This window comes from Verrucomicrobiota bacterium (genome assembly GCA_016871535.1).
In the GTDB taxonomy this organism is placed as follows: Bacteria; Verrucomicrobiota; Verrucomicrobiia; order Limisphaerales; family SIBE01; genus VHCZ01.
This window is the reverse complement of sequence record VHCZ01000100.1, coordinates 1-19,983: the sequence shown is the minus strand read 5'-3', so window position 1 is coordinate 19,983 and position 19,983 is coordinate 1. Positions and strand designations below refer to the sequence as shown.

General features: G+C 60.2%; 14 protein-coding genes and 2 pseudogenes. 4 read left to right on the top strand and 12 right to left on the bottom strand.

The window, feature by feature from the left end; all coding sequences use genetic code 11:
- Nucleotides 1-210: 210 nt before the first annotated feature.
- Nucleotides 211-948 carry a type II secretion system protein gene (locus tag FJ398_14305; GenBank protein MBM3839109.1) on the top strand — a complete coding sequence of 246 codons (738 nt, stop codon included), beginning with the start codon at nucleotides 211-213 and terminating at the stop codon, nucleotides 946-948.
- Between the two features lie 187 nt (nucleotides 949-1,135).
- Here FJ398_14305 and FJ398_14300 read toward each other — a convergent pair whose 3' ends face one another.
- The 5 genes and pseudogenes from FJ398_14300 to FJ398_14280 all read right to left on the bottom strand — a co-directional run bounded on the left by FJ398_14300 (nucleotide 1,136) and on the right by FJ398_14280 (nucleotide 5,529).
- Entirely contained in the window at nucleotides 1,136-1,960 is an 825-nt protein-coding gene (locus tag FJ398_14300; protein MBM3839108.1) for a hypothetical protein, read from the bottom strand.
- Between the two features lie 237 nt (nucleotides 1,961-2,197).
- Nucleotides 2,198-3,202, bottom strand: coding sequence for a hypothetical protein (locus FJ398_14295; protein MBM3839107.1), 1,005 nt, complete (start codon nucleotides 3,200-3,202; stop codon nucleotides 2,198-2,200).
- Nucleotides 3,203-3,311: 109 nt separating this feature from the next.
- Nucleotides 3,312-4,136, bottom strand: coding sequence for a hypothetical protein (locus FJ398_14290; GenBank protein ID MBM3839106.1), 825 nt, complete (start codon nucleotides 4,134-4,136; stop codon nucleotides 3,312-3,314).
- Nucleotides 4,137-4,834: 698 nt separating this feature from the next.
- A pseudogene (locus FJ398_14285) lies at nucleotides 4,835-5,029 on the bottom strand (prepilin-type N-terminal cleavage/methylation domain-containing protein).
- Between the two features lie 122 nt (nucleotides 5,030-5,151).
- A complete protein-coding gene (locus FJ398_14280; protein MBM3839105.1) occupies nucleotides 5,152-5,529 on the bottom strand; it encodes a hypothetical protein in 378 nt (125 codons plus the stop codon).
- 150 nt (nucleotides 5,530-5,679) lie between these two features.
- On the opposite strand from FJ398_14280, the gene FJ398_14275 reads away from it, so the two are divergent.
- Together FJ398_14275 and FJ398_14270 are read left to right on the top strand one after the other, a co-directional pair.
- Nucleotides 5,680-6,072, top strand: coding sequence for a hypothetical protein (locus FJ398_14275; GenBank protein ID MBM3839104.1), 393 nt, complete (start codon nucleotides 5,680-5,682; stop codon nucleotides 6,070-6,072).
- Entirely contained in the window at nucleotides 6,062-7,177 is a 1,116-nt protein-coding gene (locus tag FJ398_14270) for a hypothetical protein (GenBank protein ID MBM3839103.1), read from the top strand. Before FJ398_14275 ends, FJ398_14270 begins: the two co-directional genes overlap by 11 nt.
- A gap of 734 nt (nucleotides 7,178-7,911) precedes the next feature.
- On the opposite strand, the gene FJ398_14265 is transcribed toward FJ398_14270, so the two are convergent.
- Nucleotides 7,912-11,250 carry a c-type cytochrome gene (locus tag FJ398_14265; GenBank protein ID MBM3839102.1) on the bottom strand — a complete coding sequence of 1,113 codons (3,339 nt, stop codon included), beginning with the start codon at nucleotides 11,248-11,250 and terminating at the stop codon, nucleotides 7,912-7,914.
- A 139-nt stretch (nucleotides 11,251-11,389) separates the two neighbouring features.
- On the opposite strand from FJ398_14265, the gene FJ398_14260 reads away from it, so the two are divergent.
- Nucleotides 11,390-12,121, top strand: coding sequence for an alpha/beta fold hydrolase (locus tag FJ398_14260; protein MBM3839101.1), 732 nt, complete (start codon nucleotides 11,390-11,392; stop codon nucleotides 12,119-12,121).
- 857 nt (nucleotides 12,122-12,978) lie between these two features.
- On the opposite strand, the pseudogene FJ398_14255 reads toward FJ398_14260, so the two are convergent.
- The 6 genes and pseudogenes from FJ398_14255 to FJ398_14230 all read right to left on the bottom strand — a co-directional run bounded on the left by FJ398_14255 (nucleotide 12,979) and on the right by FJ398_14230 (nucleotide 19,591).
- Nucleotides 12,979-13,872 (bottom strand): annotated as a pseudogene (locus FJ398_14255) (sugar phosphate isomerase/epimerase).
- A gap of 57 nt (nucleotides 13,873-13,929) precedes the next feature.
- The gene (locus FJ398_14250) at nucleotides 13,930-15,897 is read right to left on the bottom strand and encodes a tetratricopeptide repeat protein (GenBank protein MBM3839100.1); all 1,968 of its coding nucleotides are present in this window, start codon (nucleotides 15,895-15,897) and stop codon (nucleotides 13,930-13,932) included.
- A gap of 199 nt (nucleotides 15,898-16,096) precedes the next feature.
- Complete coding sequence (locus FJ398_14245) at nucleotides 16,097-17,068, bottom strand: alpha/beta hydrolase (GenBank protein MBM3839099.1); 972 nt, start codon at nucleotides 17,066-17,068, stop codon at nucleotides 16,097-16,099.
- Nucleotides 17,069-17,118: 50 nt separating this feature from the next.
- Nucleotides 17,119-17,706, bottom strand: coding sequence for a tRNA-(ms[2]io[6]A)-hydroxylase (locus FJ398_14240; protein MBM3839098.1), 588 nt, complete (start codon nucleotides 17,704-17,706; stop codon nucleotides 17,119-17,121).
- Nucleotides 17,703-18,197 carry an N-acetyltransferase family protein gene (locus FJ398_14235; protein ID MBM3839097.1) on the bottom strand — a complete coding sequence of 165 codons (495 nt, stop codon included), beginning with the start codon at nucleotides 18,195-18,197 and terminating at the stop codon, nucleotides 17,703-17,705. The genes FJ398_14240 and FJ398_14235 overlap by 4 nt, the downstream gene beginning before the upstream one ends.
- A gap of 203 nt (nucleotides 18,198-18,400) precedes the next feature.
- Nucleotides 18,401-19,591, bottom strand: a complete 1,191-nt coding sequence (locus FJ398_14230) for an MFS transporter (protein ID MBM3839096.1) — start codon at nucleotides 19,589-19,591, stop codon at nucleotides 18,401-18,403.
- Nucleotides 19,592-19,983: the final 392 nt, after the last annotated feature.

Sequence of the window (19,983 nt, the reverse complement as noted above, 5' to 3'; positions counted from 1 at the left end):
TTTTGTTGGTTGTTAGCTGTTCTTGAACAAACATATTTCAACCAATATTGACGGGCATTTCGAGCTTTTTTCTTTTTTCAAGCCAATAATCACGCTTGTTGCAGGACTAGTTCATGAACCAGTCCGATTCCTTCTCCTCAGCGCGCATTCTCACCATCTCTTTTTTTGTTGCGCCGCTCCCGTTAACAATCCCGTGACGCCGCACCCAGTATGATTGCCCTCCGAAGCATTCCCTCGCCCGGACAGAACCGCCGCCGCGCTGCCTTTACCTTGATCGAGTTATTGGTCGTCGTCGCCATTATCGGCATCCTTGCCGCCATGCTGCTGCCGGCGGTCGCCAAAGCCAAAGGGATGGCCCGGCGATCCACTTGTTTTTCCAACCTCCACCAAATCGGCCTCAGCACGTCGATGTACGCCGCCGACCACGGCGAAAACATGCCGTTCATCCCGGACTCGGAGTTGCAGCTCACTCCGCCGGTGGACAGCGCGGGCAAGCGCTACAATTCGATGGGATCTTTCATGCCGCTCTTCCATGCCTACGCGCCCGAGACGCGCATCTGGCTGAGTCCGCCGGTTCCAGTCGCGCGGTCGAATCATTGGCAGAAACATTTTCTCGGCCCGTGGCGTGAGAATGGCGCCGACGCCCCCGAACGCGGCTGGGCGAATTACATCAGCGACAAGCTTGCCGAGCCGAATCCGTCCGCCAGCCGCTACCTCCGCGGGCGGACGGTTGAGAGCGTCGCGGCCCTGCGGCATTCGAGTGTTTCCGACGAGGAATGGCTCATGAGCCCTTTCTTTGAAAAGAACTGGTGGGCCGGCTTCAAGGACCAGTGGACCGTTGGCGCGAGCGCGCCACCGCCGGGCGGCTGGTCGGCTCACAATGGCGGACGCAATCAGCTCTATCTGGATATGCACGCCGGCTGGGTCCGGAAGAATATCGACCGTTGAACCTGGAAAAAGCCGTTGGGGCCCACGAAACACACGAAACACACCGGGGTCTGAAGGCCAACGATTCTCACAAGCCCCTCACTATCTGCGTTCATCTGCGTCTATTTGCGGTGCAACTGCGGAGTTTAGGATCTGTGCAAAACCGGAATTTATTTTTGCACAGACCCTTAGGTTGATTCGCCCCGGATCAAGGCAAGTTGTTGAGCTGGCGAATTCGATAGAAGCGATTCCCGGCCGGCGCGCTGGTGTCCGTGAACGTCTGAAGACTGTTGTTCCCCCGCAACGGCGCGCCCACGGGCTTCCAAATCCCCGAGGCGATGGAATCGCTCGCTTCAAGTTGATTGCTGATGCCCGGCGGGCTGCGAAAGGACACGGTGACCCGGTTGGTCAAGGTTTGTACGCCCTCGATCCACAAACCGGCCTGAAACCGCAGCGGCAAGACATCGGAGGGCAAGTGGATAGGGCCCCCGCCGACGCCGTTGGTGGAGATGTCGATCAGGCGGAATCCCACGAGGTAAGTTCCCGGCGCGCTGGTCGTGAACTGCCGGCCATGAATGTGGCCGTACGGGTCGGCGCCGGGCTCGCCGTTGTTTTCGCTGATCACCAGGTAATTCGTTCCGTTCGTCGTGCCGGCGGGCGCGCTAAAGGTGATCACTCCCAGGTCGCTCTCTCCGTCGCCCTCCCAAAAAGCGAAGCTGCCCCCAGTCGGTCCGTGGACGCTGACCACCTGGACCGCGAGCCGCGAGCCGAACGCGGCGTGCCATGGAATGGGGCCGCCGTTGGGAGTCGTTCCAGCAAGCGAGGTAAACGTCAGCGTGTCGCCCCGGTAATAACCCGCGTTCAGTCCGTTCGTGCGCAGGATTTGCGTCAACGAAGCGCCGCCCACACGGGCATCGAAGAGCGCTCCGTTGCTAAACCAAAGTTTGTTGTTTTGATTCGTCCCCAGCGCGCCGGCGAAGAGGTGAGTTTCGGCTAACCCTGGGAGCGCGAATGTCCCCAAGCCAAGAGTCACGAGAACCAATGTTCGGACTATGCTAAGCCGGGCCGATTGAGTCGATCCGGGTGGAATGGTCAACCTGGCCGTTCTCGGCGGCAACTTGCCGCCGAGCCGAGTGCGTTCAACACCCGAACCATTTGGCGTGCCCCACGGACGCCCGACTGTCGGGCCTGTAGTCCGACAGAACCGGCCAGTGGCCCGTTCCACGCTGGAGCTGCTATCCATCAACGTGATTCCCTTCCCGGGGCCGCGTCACTGAATTGAACGCAGGCGGAAATATTGCGCAGCCGCCCCACTGTCGAGCAGCACGCCGCGTTGTCCGTCCACGGTCATTGGCGTCCGGGTCAAGGTGGTCCAACTTGGGGCGGTGATGGACGCTGAGGATTCAAGCACCCAATTGGTGGCGAGGCCGGACGGCCAGGCGACGAACACTTTCGGCACAATGTTGACGAAAGGTGCGGGAGATACGGACAGTGTCGCAGAAATCCCGTGGGGTGACTTAGCGGTGTTCGAAGTCTTATTGGCCGGGTCGTTCCCTCCGATCAGGATGGTGTAGTCACCCGCGGGAAGCGCAAAGCTCCCGGTCACGGTGCCGCCGCTGCTGGTGGACGCTGCCGAACCTTTGTAAATGAGGCTGCTCAGTTGGGAGAAATCGCCCGGCAAGTCGCCATCGCCGCCGATTTTCATGTCGCCGAGCGCGTTCCAGCATCCGTCCGTGGGATCTTCGCTGGTGGCGCTGGGGTTGAGGTTGTGCTTCACCCACGAGATCCGCCAGGCGAGGGAAGCGGCGCTGCCATCGTGATCGGCAGCCGGAGGATTGGCGGTCTGGCTGGGAGCAAACGGCGCGACGGCGGCCAGCCCCGAATAGAGAGAGAAAGCCGGCGTGAATCCGCCGAGCGAATTCGTCGTCGCCGTGGGATTGGCGGAGACCGCCAGCCTGACGTAGGCGGGATTGTCTAAGCGAAAACGGAAGGCGCGAGCGCGGTGGCTGTCGCCAAGAATTCCGTCCGCGGCATCGGCCCAGCCGTAGTTGCCCGTCACCGCCTGGTTCAAGATCGTCGCGACGCCGTTCGTCAGACCGGAGAACGCGCCAAAGTCGCGCCCGCCGTAGGTGAGGTGCGCTTCGGCGACGTTGGCGGTCAGGAGGCAGGCGGCCAAGGTCATCAAGCTTCCAGCGACTTTCGCGCGGAAGGCTGGCTTAGCCGGAACGATTCCGTTAACCGGGATAGGTCTCGGCCTGGTAGTTTTAGTTTTCATTGTTTTGCTTTTGCATTGTTGGTGTTTAGTTTTCATTGTTTTGCTTTTGCATTGTTGGTGTTCAGCGCGCCGAAAATCTGCCGGCGGTTTGGTTGCGGCGCGAGATCGCTCAATCGGTCATCTTGCGAATGCGATAAAAGCGGTTTAGCGATGTTGCGTTGGTGTCTTGGACCCAACGCAGTTCGCCGTGCGACGTCCCCGCGATGCTTTGAACCGTCACCCAATTCGTTCCCGGCAAGGCCGAGCTGGCCTCAAACACATAATCCTTGAGTCCGGCCAGGCCGAATCGAGCCACTGCCACATGGTTGCTCCGGGAATAATTGCTGAGGGACAAACCGGCTTGCAGATAAAAATAGGTGACGACGGACGGACTCTGGATCGGGCCGCCGTTGGGACCATTGTTCGAAGTGTCCACAAGTTGCAGCCCCAGTGTGTAAAGCCCCGGTTTGCTCAAAGTAAAACGGCGGCCATGAATGTGTCCGTAGGGGTCGGTCGAGGGATCGAACGGATCTCCTTCGCTCAGATTGATTCGATTCGTGCCATTGGTCGTGCCGGCCGGAATGGTCAGTATCGCGGAGGGATGATCCGGATCATCCATTTCATTCCAGACGGTCAGCGCGCCTCCGGTGGGTCCCTGCAACGAATCGAATTTCAACTCGATGAAAGTCCCGAGCGACGCCGCGTTGGGACTTGGTCCCCCTTTGAAAATCGTCGCCGGCAGCGCACTGAACGTGGTGACCGTCTGATACAAGCCCGGGTAAACGGTGGGACCATTGTCCTCGAAATAAATACAAGCGGGCGATTGCGCGTAACCGCCGTAGGAGTTGGTGTCCCAAAGATGGCCGTTTTGAAACCACAACGGCGCGCCTGGAGTTTTACCCACCGCGCCGGCGTAGATGTGGGCATGCTGTGCAACCGCCGCCGGGCTGGCCATCCAGCAGATCGCCAACCACAGCACGTGCCGTGTTCGGCGTCTCGCCGAACACACCTTGCGCCTTAAGCCCAAACCATTCAGCGCGTCTGGTTCGCGAGCCGGCCAGTCGGCGCGACGCCGACTGGGGCCGCTGAGACGGTCGCGCTCGCCATTTTCACTCGAGTCGTTTCGGCTCAGGCAATGTCGCTTCCAGAGTTTGAGCATCATCACGGATTCCCTTTGGGATTTACCAGGCGTTCTCCAGGCTGGGTGAGTCTGGGCCGCACCTGTTCCCACCTGGTGCCCTGGACGTGCCCGTCCAAAAACAAATAGTTCGCGCCGCCGGAATGGCGCTGCACCATCACCTGGCTGGCAAACGCGTTCGGCCCATAACCGTCTCCATTCTGGACGCTGCCGGCAAAATGAAAGTGATCTTCGTTCAGCAGGTTCTCCGAAGATTCCGTCATCCAAAGTGTTTCGGACGGGCCGGGCACTTGGGTCCGTAATCCGATTGGATTTGGATTGCCGGGCAACGTGACCATCTTCAACAGGAAGTCATTGGCCGCGTAACTGTACATGCGGAGCGAGCCGCGCTTCTCGACCGGGCAGAGGTAAATGTTCGTGGCGGCGCCGAGATTGGTGGCCGTGACCTGGTAGCTCAAATAGGGAGGCAGTGAAGCCACCCACGAGATGTGGCCCACCATGTGCGATGATGCAGGCAACCGATCATCGTGATCGTCGGCATACATCGAAGTGGCCAGCCCCAGTTGCTTGAGGTTGCTCAAACACAGCGCGGCTTTGGCGCGCCCCTTCGCGCGACTCAAGGCGGGCAGCAACATTGCCGCCAGAATCGCGATGATAGCGATGACGACCAGCAATTCAATCAGCGTGAAACCCCACGCGTGCCGTCTCATGATATTCTGCCGAACACACGACCAGTGCGCTCGGAACTCAAGGGTTGAATGCTGCCCGGCAGGAAAGCCGACAGCGGATTATATCTCACCGCGCACAGCGGTGAGCCCATCAGGTAGGAAGGCTAAGCGAGCCGTGGCGGCGGACCCAGCGGCGCTTCCGTCCGGGTCGGAAAATGCACGGATTGTGAGATGGGCTGCTGGAAAGGCGGCGGGGTCTCGATCACGACTGGATCATGGTTGCAGAAGAAATCCACCTTCGCGCTCAGCTTGCGCTGGGGCCGTTGTTTTTGTTCTGCCGCCCGGCCTTCCTGGACCGCCTTGCACAACTGGCAGGGGTGCTGGCCGTCGAAAGTTTTGATGATCGCCTCCCGCAAGGAAGCCGTTTGCGAATACACGATGATCATGCCGGTCCAGGCGACTGATTGCAGCAGAATCCAATGCACACCCACGACAAAGACCAGGCTTGCGACCACGGCAAATTGCAAAAGGCGGCGCACCATTGACGAGCAAATTACGGCACGCGCGGGCATAGTCAAATGGGAAAACTTCCTGGGAGAAAATTTTCCCGGGAACATGACCCTTCCTGCCCGCTCATACACAAGTGTCTGAAGTGTCAAGCTTGAGCGTTGCCGGATTGCGGTTCATCAACTATGAGTATCGGGATGCTCGCCTTCGCCAACTCGGGGTGGCGCGCCACAGTGGGCGCGGTCCGAGCTGCGGCGTTCCTCACCGCGTTGTTCCTCCTGGCGATGGCGCTCCATCCGATCCGAGCCGAAGAACCGAAGATTTATCTCATCGAACTGTTCAGCACCAACCAAGTCCTGCTCCACTTCAACACCAATGCGCATCGGACCTACACTGTTCAATACCTCGACCTCGTCTCCTCGGACACAAAGAAGGCCTCGCTCTCGAATAACAACTCGAATCCCGCCCGGTGGTCGAACCTGGCGGTCCTTCCCGCCATTCCGTTCGCGAACCACTACATCATCGTCGATACCCGAACCACCCCTGCCCGCATTTATCGGCTCCTGGTTGAACCGTGACTGGCTGGAAACTTCCCGTGAAGCCGGTAGGGAAAGATTCCGCGCCGTCCCTGACTTTACTCTGCGGTCGAAACGACCATTTCGGGGACTCGCTGGAACGCGTCCTTATCCGGCTCTCCTTCTTTGTTCGGCTTGGCTCTGGCTCTCGGCGACCGGCGCGAACGCTTGCGATCTGTGCGCCATTTCCAGCGCCGCCAATGCCCGGGGTGAATCCCTTGCCGGTTTCACGGCCTCGCTGTCCGAGCAATTCACTCCTCTTCGCACGATGCAATTCCACGGCGAAGCGATTCCCCGCGGAACGATCCTGGACGAAGTGTATCTGGACAACTCCATGACCCACGTGGTCCTCGGCTACAATTTCTCCTCTCGCTTCGGCTTAAACCTGAACGCTCCGCTCGTGCACCGGCGCTTCAAGCGATACGAATTGCGCCCCACCGGAGTTGCTTCCGAGGAAGGCTCTGTGTCCGGCCTCGGAGACCTCTCCCTGATCGGACGATGGACCGCGCTGGCCAAATCCTCCATGAAATCCTCCGCCAGCGTGAATTTGCTCGGCGGCGTGAAACTTCCCACCGGAGATTCGAGCCGGATTGAAAACGAAGTCAGCAAAGCGGCCGCTTACAACGCCCTCTTTCGCGGCGGCGTTCACGCTCACGAATTCGGCGGAGTCCACGAGCATGATCTGGCGCCGGGGTCCGGTTCGTTGGACGCGATCTTCGGCGCGACAGCGAACCTGCGCTGGGATCGCTGGTTCTGGAGCAGTTTGTTTCAATACTACTGGCGGATGGAAGGGGAAGCGGATTTCAAGTTTGGGGACGAGCTGATGATCTCGGGCGGGCCTGGCGCTTACATTTGGCTGGACCGGAAATTCACGCTCAGCCTGCAGGCAAACACGGCCTTCGAGACTCGTGCGCGGGACGAGTTCCTCGGCAGCAAGTCCAACAACACGGGCCTGACAGCCTGGTACCTCGGCCCGCAGATCAGCTTCACCTGGGGCCAGCGCTTCAGCGCCAACACCGGCGTCGATGTCCCGCTGCGCATCGACAACAACGGCCTCCAGAACGTCGCGGATTACCGCATCCACGGCGGCGTCACCTGGCGTTTCTGACGTCGAGAGATTCTGCTAAACACATACGCGGCGCCGTCGCATCGACTGAAAAGCGGCTGCGCGGCAACGCAGCCCACCGTAGGTTGCAGCCACGCCGGCTTTGCCTGGCGACCTCACGGTGAGGCGCCGATCACTCGCGCCAGGTTCTCCAACTCGATCAAGGACTCACGCCCGGCGTCCTCCCGGACCGCGAGCGGGCTTTGATCTGACTTGATCTCAGGCATCACCTCTTCTTCGCTCTTGGACGCGATTCGCGGTGTTCTGGGGTCATCACCCGATGGTTGACCGGAGGCTATCTCTCTTCAATCCACGGGTAGTCTGCGCGGAAAACCAGCAGCACGCTGGTTGGGGCTGGGCTCTCAACAATACTCATCGGGATATGAAATCAATGAGGTGGCTTGCCATGTGCGGTCTCCTTCTCCCGGATGGATCGACAATCACTGCTTGGTCCGCGGGATGGACGACGAAGCTCGTAGCGCAGAGTTGCACTCTGCCGTATCGCAGAATTGTATTCTGCGGGGCGTCTCCCAGTCCGAGCCCGCTGGGACTTGCTGGCGCCCTGCCGATTGGAAATCGGCGATACGGCAGATTGAAAATCTGCGCTACGGTTCTCCAGTCGAGCTGTCGCCTATCCCAGGGTCTGCGGCGCGGCCGCATCGACAGAAACCGGCTGCGCGGCAACGCAGCCCTACGGGGTTCATAGGAAGGCACGGTGAAGAGTCGGTCCGTGCCCACTATTTCAGCGACTTCAGGAACGCCACGAGGTCCGCGAGTTCTTGCTGGTTCAATTGCTGATCGATCCCCTCCGGCATGATCGAAAGCGTGCCGGGCCGCATCTCCGCCACGTCGGCCATCGCGAATCGCTGCGAAGCGTTGGCGCCGCTGATGATCACGATGCTGTCCGCCCCTTCCTGGCGCAGGACGCCCGAATACTCCTCGCCGTCCTTGGTGCGAATCGTCATCGGCTCATAGCTGCGCACGAAGCTCGCGCTCGGATAGAGGATTGCCTCCATCAAATCGCGTTCCGTCCGCACGGAACCGATTTTCGTCAAATCCGGCCCGACCCGCCCGCCCAAATAGCCGACCTGATGGCACGTCGAACAAACGGTCTTCTGACTCTCGAACACGCGCCGTCCGTGGTCGCGGTCTCCGCGCGGCAAGCCGTTGACAAGTTGGGTGATGCGGGTTTGTTGCTGGGCCAGATCGGCGTTGAGCGCCCGGAGGATTTCATCGCCTTGCTCCTGCACCGTTGCGCCGAATTTCGCGAAGATCGGTTTCAGGACGTCCGGGCGAGCGCCCCGGACTCCTTTGGCGTGTTTGAGCACGGAAACAAACTTTGCTCCGACGGTCTCGTTCGTCTTGTTTTCAAACGCGCCGATCAGTTTGGAAAGTTCCATGGGTCCGACGGATGGCAGAGAGTCCGCCAATTTCATGAGCTGCGCGTCGTCGAGTTTCATGCGGCCCAGAACCGTGGCGGCGGTGGTGCGATCCAACGGAGGCCTGGCCGAGTCGAGATACCCGCACAGGAATTCAAACGTCTCCACGTCCAGTGGCATCGGATTGTTGGGCAGCGCCGCCAACGCTTCGAGCTTCACTTCGGCCGGCGCCTTTTGGTCGTGCGCCAAACGCAGGAGCGGCTCCACAAATTCGGTCGTGTTCGTCTTGCCCAACGGCAAAGCGCGAATCACCGCCACGGCGCCGCGCCAGACGCCTTCTTGAGGATCGGCCAGGCATTGATGAAGGGGCGGGCGCCAGGCGGCCGGCATTTCCCGAACGGGCGCCTTGGCCATGACGCGCAGCAACAGATGCCGCGTGGCCAGGGGCGATGCGCGGTCTGCGCACATCTGCGCGATCAACTGTTGAATCGCCTCGTTGCGCGTGAAATCGCCCAGTTGCTGCTGAAGTTCGCTCAGTTCCTCGGCAGGCAGGCTCGGTTGCGCAAGCCGCTGGCGGAAAAAGTCGGCCAGGTCCTTTCCCCAATCCGAGTGGTGGCTGACAATCCACGAGGCCGTCTGCTTGAGCACGGGGTCGTTGGAATGGAGATGCGGCAAGACGTCAGTCGCCGTCAATCCGCCGCCGTCGATCTGGTCCAGGGCGATCAACGCCGCGCGCTGCACAAACCGCAGGGCAGGCATCCTGCCTGCCCCAGGTCCGCCCGAAGATGAAGTGGAATTCGATGTCGGCGTTTTGGCTGAGTCTCCAACAGCCTCGGCAGACAGCCTGGAAGGCTGTCCTACTTTTTCCAGCTCTTGCCGGACACCGGCGCTGTCTCCGATTTCTATCAGAGCATAAATCAGCGAATGCTCCATGACGCGAAATGCCTCGTTGGTGACGAGATTGGCGGGCGTTTGTTTAGGGTTCGCCAGACCTTGCCGCGCCACGTCTTCCACGGCAGCGAACAAAGCGGGAACCGCGGATTTGTCTCCGATGCGTCCCAGCGCCGCAGCGGCGTTGCGCTGCAAGTGCGGTGTTCCCGTTCTCAACGTTTCCAGAAGTTGCGGCGTCGCGCCGGCGTCGCGCCGCAAGCCGGCCGAATTGACCGCAACTTGCCGCGCGCTCGCGTCAGAATCGGCCAGCGCGACGCGCACGGCTTCGCGCGCACCGGGTCCATCGATGCGCGTGAGCGCCCAGACGGCATTGCGCCGGGCTTCAACCGAAAACACGGGCACGACGAACTTCCCCGTGAAACGCCTCGCGCCGGTGGCGGATGTGGCTGCCGCGCGCGCGCCCGCTTGCACCACTTGCTTGAGCACGGTCACGGATTCCTGGCCTTGCTTGCCGAGCTGAGCAATCGCCCGATTCCGGACCGCAGGCCGGGAATCACCGAGCAATCCGGCGAGGTTCTTCGGTTTGTATTTCGCCCAGGCGATCTTCAGGCCGCGCGGGTCCGGGATTTTGGGCGCGCCCGCCTTCCGAATGCGATACACGGCGCCGAGCACGTCGGGCTTGGGCAATTGCGATGTCGGGCAACAAATCTTGTACCAGCCGCCTGTGTCCAGCACGAGCAAGCTGCCATCCGCGTCCTCCAACACGTCTGTGGGATGGAAATCCGGATTATCGGAAACCAGGAAGTCAATGTCACGGCTGCGGAAAGTCGCGCCGGAGGGTTCGAGAATGTGGCGTTGGACTTTCCGTAAATTGAACTGGCAGGAAAACAGGTTGTTCTCGTAATCGTCTCCAAAAGCGCGCGACGCATACCGGACGAGGCCGCACGGCACGGCCGGGCCCAGGTGGGTCAGCGGCGGGAGCAGATCACCCGTGCGTTTGAGTCCGTCGAGCACGCCGTGGGTTTTCGGATAAACCGCGCCGTAAATGCTGTGGACGATCGCGTCCCGTCTTCCGGCTTCGGGGTGGACGAAGAACGTTGTCGTGAAGAACGGCTCGCCTTCCGGGGAGAAAACAACCGCGACGGGGTTGTCCATCCCGCCGCTCATGACGGACTCGAATTCGGAGTGATCGGGCCGGCAACGAAACATGTGGGACGCGGAGTCCGAGATGGTCGGGCGGCCCGGACGTTCGTAGGTTTGCTTGGCGAACGCGCCTTTGCACCAGTAAATCCAGCCGTCCGGCCCCAAATAAGGGCCGTGCAAATCATTCGCGCAGCCGGTCAACGTTTTCCCTTCGTGCCATTCCGTGCGTCGATCCGCCACGCCGTCGCCGTTCGTGTCCTCGATCTTCCAGATGGAGGGCGGCGCGCTGCAATAGACCGCGCCGTCGTGCCAGAGCACGCCTTCGGGGAACATCAGCTTGTCCGCGAAGACGACGCTCTGGTCATACTTCCCGTCGCCGTCCGTGTCTTCCAACCGAACGAGGCGATGCGGTTTCTCCTGAAGTTGCTTGTCAGGCTTGTCGTTAGACCCTGAGGAATCGGAAACGTAAAGGCGTCCCTGTTCGTCGAAGTCCGCCTCGATGGGCCGATTCACCAAAGGCGGGCCGGCCACGTGTTCCATCGTGAAGCCGTCCGGCAAGGTGAAGGTGTGCCCGGGGAACTTGAATTCGGCGCTCTGCGCTGGACTGGGCAGGAGCAGCAGCGTCATGGTGGCAAACAACGGAAAGCAACGAGTCGTTTTCATGTGAAAAGCTGGGGATCAATCAAAGCAGGTGAAATTGAATTGGCGACACAAAAACTCAGCGGCGCGCGCGTCGCGTGATTTCTGATTTGCTGATCGACCCAGGAGCCGCTATGAACGCCAAGTCTTAGCTTATAAAGTTATGTTTGGTGAAATCAGAAATGCGCAAGGCGAGCGGATCGATTACACGTTTCATCCCGGCAAAACGAATTCCAAAGATCTGGTCGTGATCGGCCACGGCGTCACCGGCAACAAGGATCGACCCTTTGTCGTCGCGCTGGCGGAAGGATTGAGCCAGGCGGGCGTTCCGGCTCTTCGGATTTCCTTTTCCGGCAACGGGGCGTCGGGGGGCAAGTTCACGGACTCCACCGTTTCGAAGGAAGTCTCCGATCTCGGTTCGGTTCTAGATATCCTTTCGGACCGGAAGATTTGTTACGCCGGGCACAGCATGGGCGGCGCGGTCGGAGTTCTCCGCGCCAGCCAGGACCACCGGATCCGCCTCCTGATTTCTCTGGCAGGGATGGTTCACACGAAGGCGTTTGCAGACCGCGAATTTGGCGGCGTGAAACCCGGAGAAGGATCCATGTGGGACGAACCGGCTTGCCCGCTCTCGCGCGCTTACATGGAGGACATGGCGCAGATCAATTCGGTGGCCGACCGGGCGCCTCAAATCAAGGTGCCGTGGTTGCTCGTCCATGGGACCGAGGACGACGTGGTTCCGATCCAGGATTCCCACGACATCTTTCGCAAAGCCAACGATCCGGTTGAACTCACTGAGATCAAAGGCTCCAATCACGTCTTCGCCGGGGAATTCAGCGCCGTGATGGTGGAGAAAGTGGTGAATTGGGCGAAACTACACTTCGCCCAGATTTGAGTTGCGCCTCCGACCCGCGAAAACGGCAGTTGATTAGCCACAGAGAACGCGTTTCGGGTGAGACACATCACTAGCCAGTCGGACCGGGAGCGGTTGAGCTATCCGAAGTGATTCAAGGTGAGCGCTCTCATCGCCTGTTCGACACCTGCTCTTCGTGGCCTTGGCGAGCTTTGCCTGAGACCGGAAAACCGGGAACCGCGGATCACGCGGATTCCGCGGATGAACCAGTTCCGTGGGAAGTGCTTGATCCGCGCCCATCCGTGTTATCCGCGGTTCCACTCCGTGTGAAGATGGGCGCCGGTCTCCAGGGTCAATCACAACTCCTGGAGCCGAATATTGCGGAATCTCACTTCGGAGCGGTCGTCGTGGTTCTGCAAGCCGATGTACCCGCGCATCGACCGTTGCAGTTCCGTGTCAATCGTCCGTTCCCCGTTCACTTCAATCACGATCTTCGGTCCCTGAGCGACGATCGTGACGGTGTTCCACTGGCCAGCAGGACGAATGGCGTTTTTCGTGGGAGCGACGACGGCATAGATCGAGCAGGGACCGTTCTTCGATGGCGGTCGCCCCGGGGAATCGTGGATTTGCATTTCGTAGCCGGTGAAGGATGGATTCTTCTCGTGCGAGGATCGGAACAGGATTCCGCTGTTGGTGCCTTTGGCGATGGTGAATTGAAGTTCAAGGCGGAAATCGGTGTATTCCCTGGCCGTGCTGAGCCAGGACCCACTCTTCTCGGGGTTCGTGGACCAGTTTCGGCCCTGACGGCCCACCAGCGCCCCTTCCTCGATCGACCATTCGCCCCCCTCAATCTTCGTCCAGCCATCGAGGTTCTTGCCATTGAAAATCGGTTTCACGCGCGCCTGCTCTTGGCGCACGCGCTTGAGTAAATCGCGGGTTTTGCGGATCGCATCGGCCTCGCCATCCTGAGTCTGAGCACCGGATTCAACACCGACGTATCCGTGATAGCCTCCGTCGCGCACGAGGCGCATCATGCGAAAGTAATCCGTCTCTTGTTCCAGGCCGTCAGGCGTAAACCGTGACGTCTTGGCGCTCACGCCCTTGGCGTAGGGCATGAAGGCCTCGACCGCGTCGTAGCGATCAACAGACTCCGGAAAGTTTCCAAAGTCGGGCAGGATTCCGAAGTTGGGTTTGTTCACGGCTTTGATGACGGAGACCAGCCACTCCGGATCCGAGGACAAACCGCCGTGGTTCTCGATGCCGACGCTGAGACCGCGTTCGGCCGCGTAATCCGCCAGCCGCGCGCCGCTCTCAGCGACCCGCGCCCGCAAGTCGTCCGCGTTTTGCGGTCCGCGCGCATTGATCCGGATCATCCGGCAGCCCAGGAATTTTGCGGCGTCGATCCACTCGAAGGTTTTCGCGACGGCTTTGTCGCGGGCCGGTTTGTCAGCCGCACCGAGATCGCCGGTTGTGTCCAGCATGATCAGGCCCATGGCGACGCCTTCGCTTTCGGCGCGGTCCTTCAACTCGCGGAGGTAGGCCATGTCCTTCGCCTTGTCCTGGAAGAATTGATCGACGAACTCGATGCAATCGATCTCGAACTCGCGTTTTGCCATGCGGGGAAAATCCAGGTTTGTCATCTTCCCCGCCCGGAGAGTCTTGTTCAGCGACCACTCCGCCAGGGAAATCTTGAACAGTTCCTCCGGTTCGTCCGCCCGAAGGACGGGAATCGGAGAAAGGGAAAAGGTCATAGCCGTGCCGACACTGATTTTGAGAAAGGTTCTTCTTTTCATAGGCGCCCCCGGAGTTGAGCAGGAAACCGAGGGCGGCGAAAGGGGGAAATTTGAATCCTAAATTTGAGATTCTCCGCCAGCCTGTGCCTCCCAGAGCCTCAGCAGCGTTTGGCTCAATTCCTTTCCGTAGCCCGCGTAGTCCATCAAGGTGGAGCGGTGCATCCGGGCGCGAATCTCGTCGCGGCGCGACGCGCTCAATTTGCCGGCGCTCCCCATCGCAACCGCTCGCTCAACCAATTCACGGGGTGAAGGCGCGACAAACTCATTCAGGCCCGCATGCTTCAAAATGCCGACTCCTTGTCGCGACACATAGCTGTCGCCCGCCAGCGTCAGCACCGGCACTCCCATCCAAAGCGCATCCCAGGTCGTGACGCCGCCGTTGTAAGGAAACGGATCCAGCATCACATCGATCGATTGGTGATACCCCAGATAGCCCGCCTGCGACGTCTGCGGGACAAAGCGCAGTTGCTGCGGCTGGACGCCCCATTTCCCGAATTTCGCCAACAAGCGCCGTTCGTGTTCCGGATCGTTTCTCACGAGCAACATCAACCGCGACGCCGGACAGGCCTTGAGGATCTCGCTCCAAACCTGCGCGCAGGCCGCGCTGATTTTGCTGGGATTGTTCAGGCAACCGAACGTGAACGTCGGCTCTTGGTTGGCAGTGGCTTCCGGTGTCGGCGAATCACTCGGCGGCGCGCAGGCCCAGGCAATTTTGTGAAGCCGCACCAGCTTCTCCGTGTGAAGCGCTTCGGTCATTCCGGGAGGATCGGAATCCAAATCCGTGATTCGATACTGCATCGTGTCCAACCCCGTCGTGTTCGGATAGGCGAACATCGTGATCTGCAAGGGCGCCGGTTGCCTCGCAAACACCAGGAGCCTGTGGCCGCCGGTGTGTCCGGAAAGGTCCACCAGGATGTCAATCTGATCGTCGAAGATCAGTTTGGCGGCGGCGTCATCCGCGAGGTGCGCGATCTTCCGCCAGCGCGAAACCAGAGATTGGAGGGTGACTGTAGTCGCATCGGCGCGCGTGCCATTGTCGTAAACGAACAAATCGAATCGTGCGGAGTCCAAATAACGGCACAGCACTTCAGCGACGCGGCCAACGGGATGCTGCCGAAAATCTGCTGAGACAAGGCCCAGCCTGAGTTTTTGCTCCACCGAGGGCAGCCGTTTTGGGCGCTGGCCGAGTCGGGGAACATTGCGGGCGTGGCGTTGAGCCCACTCCCGATGCGCCGCCGCAATCTGCGTCCGATTCACGCCGGAAGCATAATGAAGCGCCACGATCAAATTGCTGTGCGTGACCGGCGAATGGGGAGAGAGCCGCAGCGACTGGACATAACACGCGATGGCCTGTTCGTGTTCGCCCAGATCGAGCCAGGTGTTGCCGAGGTTGCTCAGGATGGACGGCTCGTTCGGTTTGAGCGCGAGCGCGCGTTGGTACGCCTCGATCGCCTCGCCAGTGCGCGCGCGTTGCCGGTACAGATTGCCCAATCCCCAAAGCGCGCGCACGTGATTCGGTTCCAGCTTCAAGCAGGCTTGAAGGCTCGCCTCCGCCTCCGCCCCATGCCCGGCATCCATGAGCACGTGGCCGAGGAGACTGTGCGTCTCGGCGACGCGCGGTTGAAGCTGGATCGCGGCGCGCAAATGACGCACAGCAGAGTCTGGTTGTCCCTGCGCGAGGTGATACCGTCCCAGCGCGGCGTGGCTCTCGCAATTCAGTTTGTCAAAATCGAATCCTCGCTCGCAAATGGCGCGCGCTTCCGCCCCGCGGCCCAGCGCGATGAGAATCATGCCTTTTTCGATCAGGAATTCCGACTTGCGCGGCTGGCGTCCCAGAGCCGTGCCGATCAATTCCAGAGCCATGTTCGGATCCCCTGCCAGCCGGGCGACCTGAGCCATGAGGAACCAAACCTCGGCGTTGGCAGGATCGCTTTGGAGGCACCCGCGCAGCAACGTCGAGGCCTCGTCCAATTTCCCGTCGTAGATCAACGCACGTGCATTGGAGATGTCTCTGGATTTGATCACCGATTACTGATTACTGATTACTGATCACTGACCACTCTTCGGCCGCTTGCCGCGCTTAGAGCGCGTTTTGAAAATGCCTTTTGGGTGGAACAGGCCACTGGCCTGTTGCGGCAGGCTACCAGCCTGCCGCAATGTTCGGCGGCAAGTTGCCGCCGAAAACGGGCTGGTAGCCCGCTCCACCCATTTTCAAAACACGCGCTTAACGTCCGCTTCCCGGCTTGGGGACCGGCGCCGGCACATTCTCTCTCGATCCGCCGACTTGCAGAAATTCCATCGTCGTTTTGACGAACGACGCTGGATCGGCGAACACCGGCACGTGCCCGCCATTCGGGACAACCCAGAGATACGCGTGCGGCATCGCGCGATACATCTCCAGAGCCATTTGCACCGGGAAAAACGGGTCGCGGTCGCCGTGAATGATCAGCGTCGAGGCGCGAATCTTCGACAGAAACGGCGGGGTGAAATTCATATCGTCGTAACTATCCTTCAACGCCTGAAACTGGCGGACGAGATCGCGGATTTGTTCATCGCCGTGTTTGTGGATTTCCCGCGCCTTCTGCCATTCTTCGGGCGTCATGGATTCGATGGTGGTTTGCCCCATGATCGCGCGGGATTCCTCCGGAAAATACGCCGTCGCGCCGATCAAGATCATGGCCTCGATCCGCTCCGGTCTCTGCGTCGCCATGTGCAGCAAGGCCATTCCACCGCTGCTGATCCCGATGGCGTTGAAGCGGTCGATCTTGAGCAAATCCAGAAGCCCGAAAACGTCCAGCGCAGCCTGCCGATGGGTGAATTGTTTCGTGGGATTCGTTGAACGCCCGTGCCCGCGAAGGTCCGGCACAATGACGCGATGCTGCTTGGCGAAATCCAGAATGATCGGCTTCCAAATCTGGCTGGACGCCTTGAATCCGTGGAGCAGGACAAGCGGCCGGCCTTCACCATAAACCTCGAAGTACATTTGCATGCCGTTCACGCTGGCGAACCGGCCTTCGGGCTGCGCGGGTGTCGGCGTCTGGAAGGGCGCCTGGGACGGGTTCTGAAAAGGAGTTTGGGTCGGGGCCTTGTTGGGAAGCTGGGTCTGGCCTGCGACGCTCTCGGCTAAACTCAGAAGAACTGCTGCCTTCGCAAAGGCAATTCCAAGGCCGTTCCGGACAGGAGAAAAGTTTTGCATAACTCGCTTCGCAGATAATGCGGCCTGAGGAAGAAAAAGCAAACCGCCGATCAGTGCAACGCCGGGCGGAGTTTCAGCCCCAAAACAATCTTTCCTTCCGCTTCATTCAACTCGTTTAAGCGGCTGTACACCTTGTCGTCAGGAAAATATTGAAGCGCCATCTTGACGAAAATATTTCCGTGCTTGGCCTCGGAGGTCCAGAGATGCTGATAGAATTCTTTCAATTCCCGATCGTGGTCCAGCGCCGCCCAGATGAGGCGAAACCGCTCGGCGCCCCGGCATTCGATGATCGACGCGAGCAAAAGCCGGTCGAGGAAGCGATGCAGCGGATCGGTGCGGCACAGATCCATCAGCGCTTTGATGTACGGGTCTTGAGTCATTTCCTTGGCCAGACGAATGCCGCGCCTGGCCATGTGGGCATAAACCTGATGAAAATGTTCCAGTTCCTCGATGCCGGTCTCTATTAATTCCGGAATGATTTCGACGCGGTCCGGATACTTCGCGACGAAACTCATGGCCATGGCGGAGGCTTTGCGTTCGCAATCCGCGTGGTCCTGGAGAAAGGCCGGAAAATCGGCGAGCACCGTTTGAATCCATTCCGGCGGAGTGGCCGCTGCGAGTTCGAGAGAGAGTTTCATGGCAAAAGCAGTTCCATGTACACCACGTCCAGCCAGCGGCCGAACTTGAAGCCTACTTGTCTGAAGTGGCCGACTTGCACGAACCCAAATGCCGCATGGAGCCCAAGGCTGACCGGGTTTGCCGCATCGATGGCCGCAATGATGGCCCGGAATTTCCGTTCCCGGGCGGCCTCAATCAAGGGCGGCATCAGAAGCTTGCCAATCCCTTGTCCCCGGCGATCCGCGGCGACATAGACGGAATTCTCGCAGGTGAACCGGTATCCCATGCGGTCGTGGTACCGGCTGATCGAACTCCAGCCCACGACGCGGCCCGCCGGATCCGCGGCGACGAACACCGGGTAATTAGTTTTCACGTGGTCTTCAAACCAGGTCCGCCGATGCTCCATGGTGCGCGGTTCGTAGTCGTAGGTCGCGGTCGTGTTGAGAACGGCCTCGTTGTAAATCTCAAGAATGCCGGCCAGGTCGTCCGGGGTGGCAGGGCGGATTTGCATAGGCAGTGTGGTCCTCCAAAACCGGGCGGCTTGTCAAGAGTCCGCTCTGAGGAGACGAGCGAACCAGCAATCCTTAGTTTGACTTCGGTAGGGCGAGCCTGTCCCCAGCGAGCCGCCTCCCACGTGTTCCCAATACGTCGGACTCGGCTCGCCGGGACGGACCCGCCTGCCGGGAGTCCTATTCCGTTCCTCGCTTTCCCGTGTCACTCCAGTCTCCCGTATTTTCGAATCGCCGGCCAGACGAGCGCGGTGGCGATGACCACGAGAATCGTCCCGACGCCTCCGGAGACAACCGAGAAAACGGGATTGACCAGATGCGCGACAAAACCGGACTCGAAACCGCCCAGCTCATTGGAGGTGCCGATGAATAGACTGTTCACCGCCGAGACTCGCCCGCGCTTTTCGTCCGGTGTCAGAATTTGCACCAGCGTGTGGCGCACCACGACGCTGACGTTGTCGAGCGCCCCGCACAGCATCAGCATCAGGAACGAAAACCAAAAGGATGTGGAAAAGCCGAAGGCGATGGTCGCGACTCCGAAGCCCGCGACGGACCACAACAGCGCCCGGCCGGCCTTTTGCAGCGGCGGACGATGAGCCAGGATGAATGCCGTAATCAGCGCGCCAATGGGCAAGGCCGCCTGCAGCAACCCAAGTCCCGTCGGACCGGCGCGCAAGATGTCTTTCGCATACACCGGGAGCAGCGCCGTCGCCCCGCCCAAAAGCACGGCAAACATGTCGAGCGTGATCGTGCCCAGAATAACCTGGCTTGCGATGACGAACTTGAACCCTGCGATCAGGTTGGCGCGCGTCATCTTCTCTTTGGTTGGCGCGGCTTGATTGCTGCGGACCGCAGAAATGAGCATGAAGCACACGACCAGCGCGATAGCGTTGAGGGCATAAACGATTGTCGCGCTCTGCGTCACCGCGATCAGTCCTCCGCCCGCCGCAGGTCCGAGCACCGAAGACAGATGAAAACTCCCCGTGTTCCACGTGACGGCTCGGGCGAAGATAGGGCGTGGCACAAGCGAGGGCATAAAGGCAGCGCTCGCCGGCCACAGGAATGTCCGCGCGGTTCCGGCCACCAGGAGGCAAAGATAAATCAGCGACACATGCGCGTGTAACACCGAGACCGCGGTCAAGCCCAGGCTCGCGGCGGCGGCGGCGACGGTCATCCAAAGAATGATCCGTTTGCGCTGGTAATTATCGGCCACGTGACCGGCCGGCAACGTACAGAGGATCATCGGCGCCATCTGCGTGAGGCCCACCAACCCCAACGCCAGCGCGGAGTGGGTTCGTTCATAGATCTCCCAACCGACCGCGACGGTGAGCATTTGTTGGCCGAGCGACGCGACGAAGCGGCTGATGAGGTAGAGAGCAAAATTCCTGTTGCGCATCAGAGCGTACGGGCCACCGCCGCCAAGCGAGTGCGTGCGCGAGGTTAATCCTGCTGACGTTTCGGAATCGGTCATGTCCAAATGCCGGGCGAGGTTAGCAGGATGGAGATTGAGGTCAAAGCCCCGTCCCAATCCATGTTTCCTGGACTTCGTGGATGCTCGGAAGCGTTTCCGGCAATTCAGCAACTCTCATTTTGGCGACGGACGGAAGCGCGCAGCCCGCATGTAGTCGCGGCTTTAGCCGGCTTTGTGCGCTGGCCGGCTAAGTGGTCCGTTTCGTAAATACGCTCACGTTCGTTGCGCCCAATTTGGCCTGGGGCAAGGCGCGACGAGCGAGCATCCCCCGCCAGTGGGGCTGTGACCGAGGAGCAACGCAGCCCCAGGCAAAATTC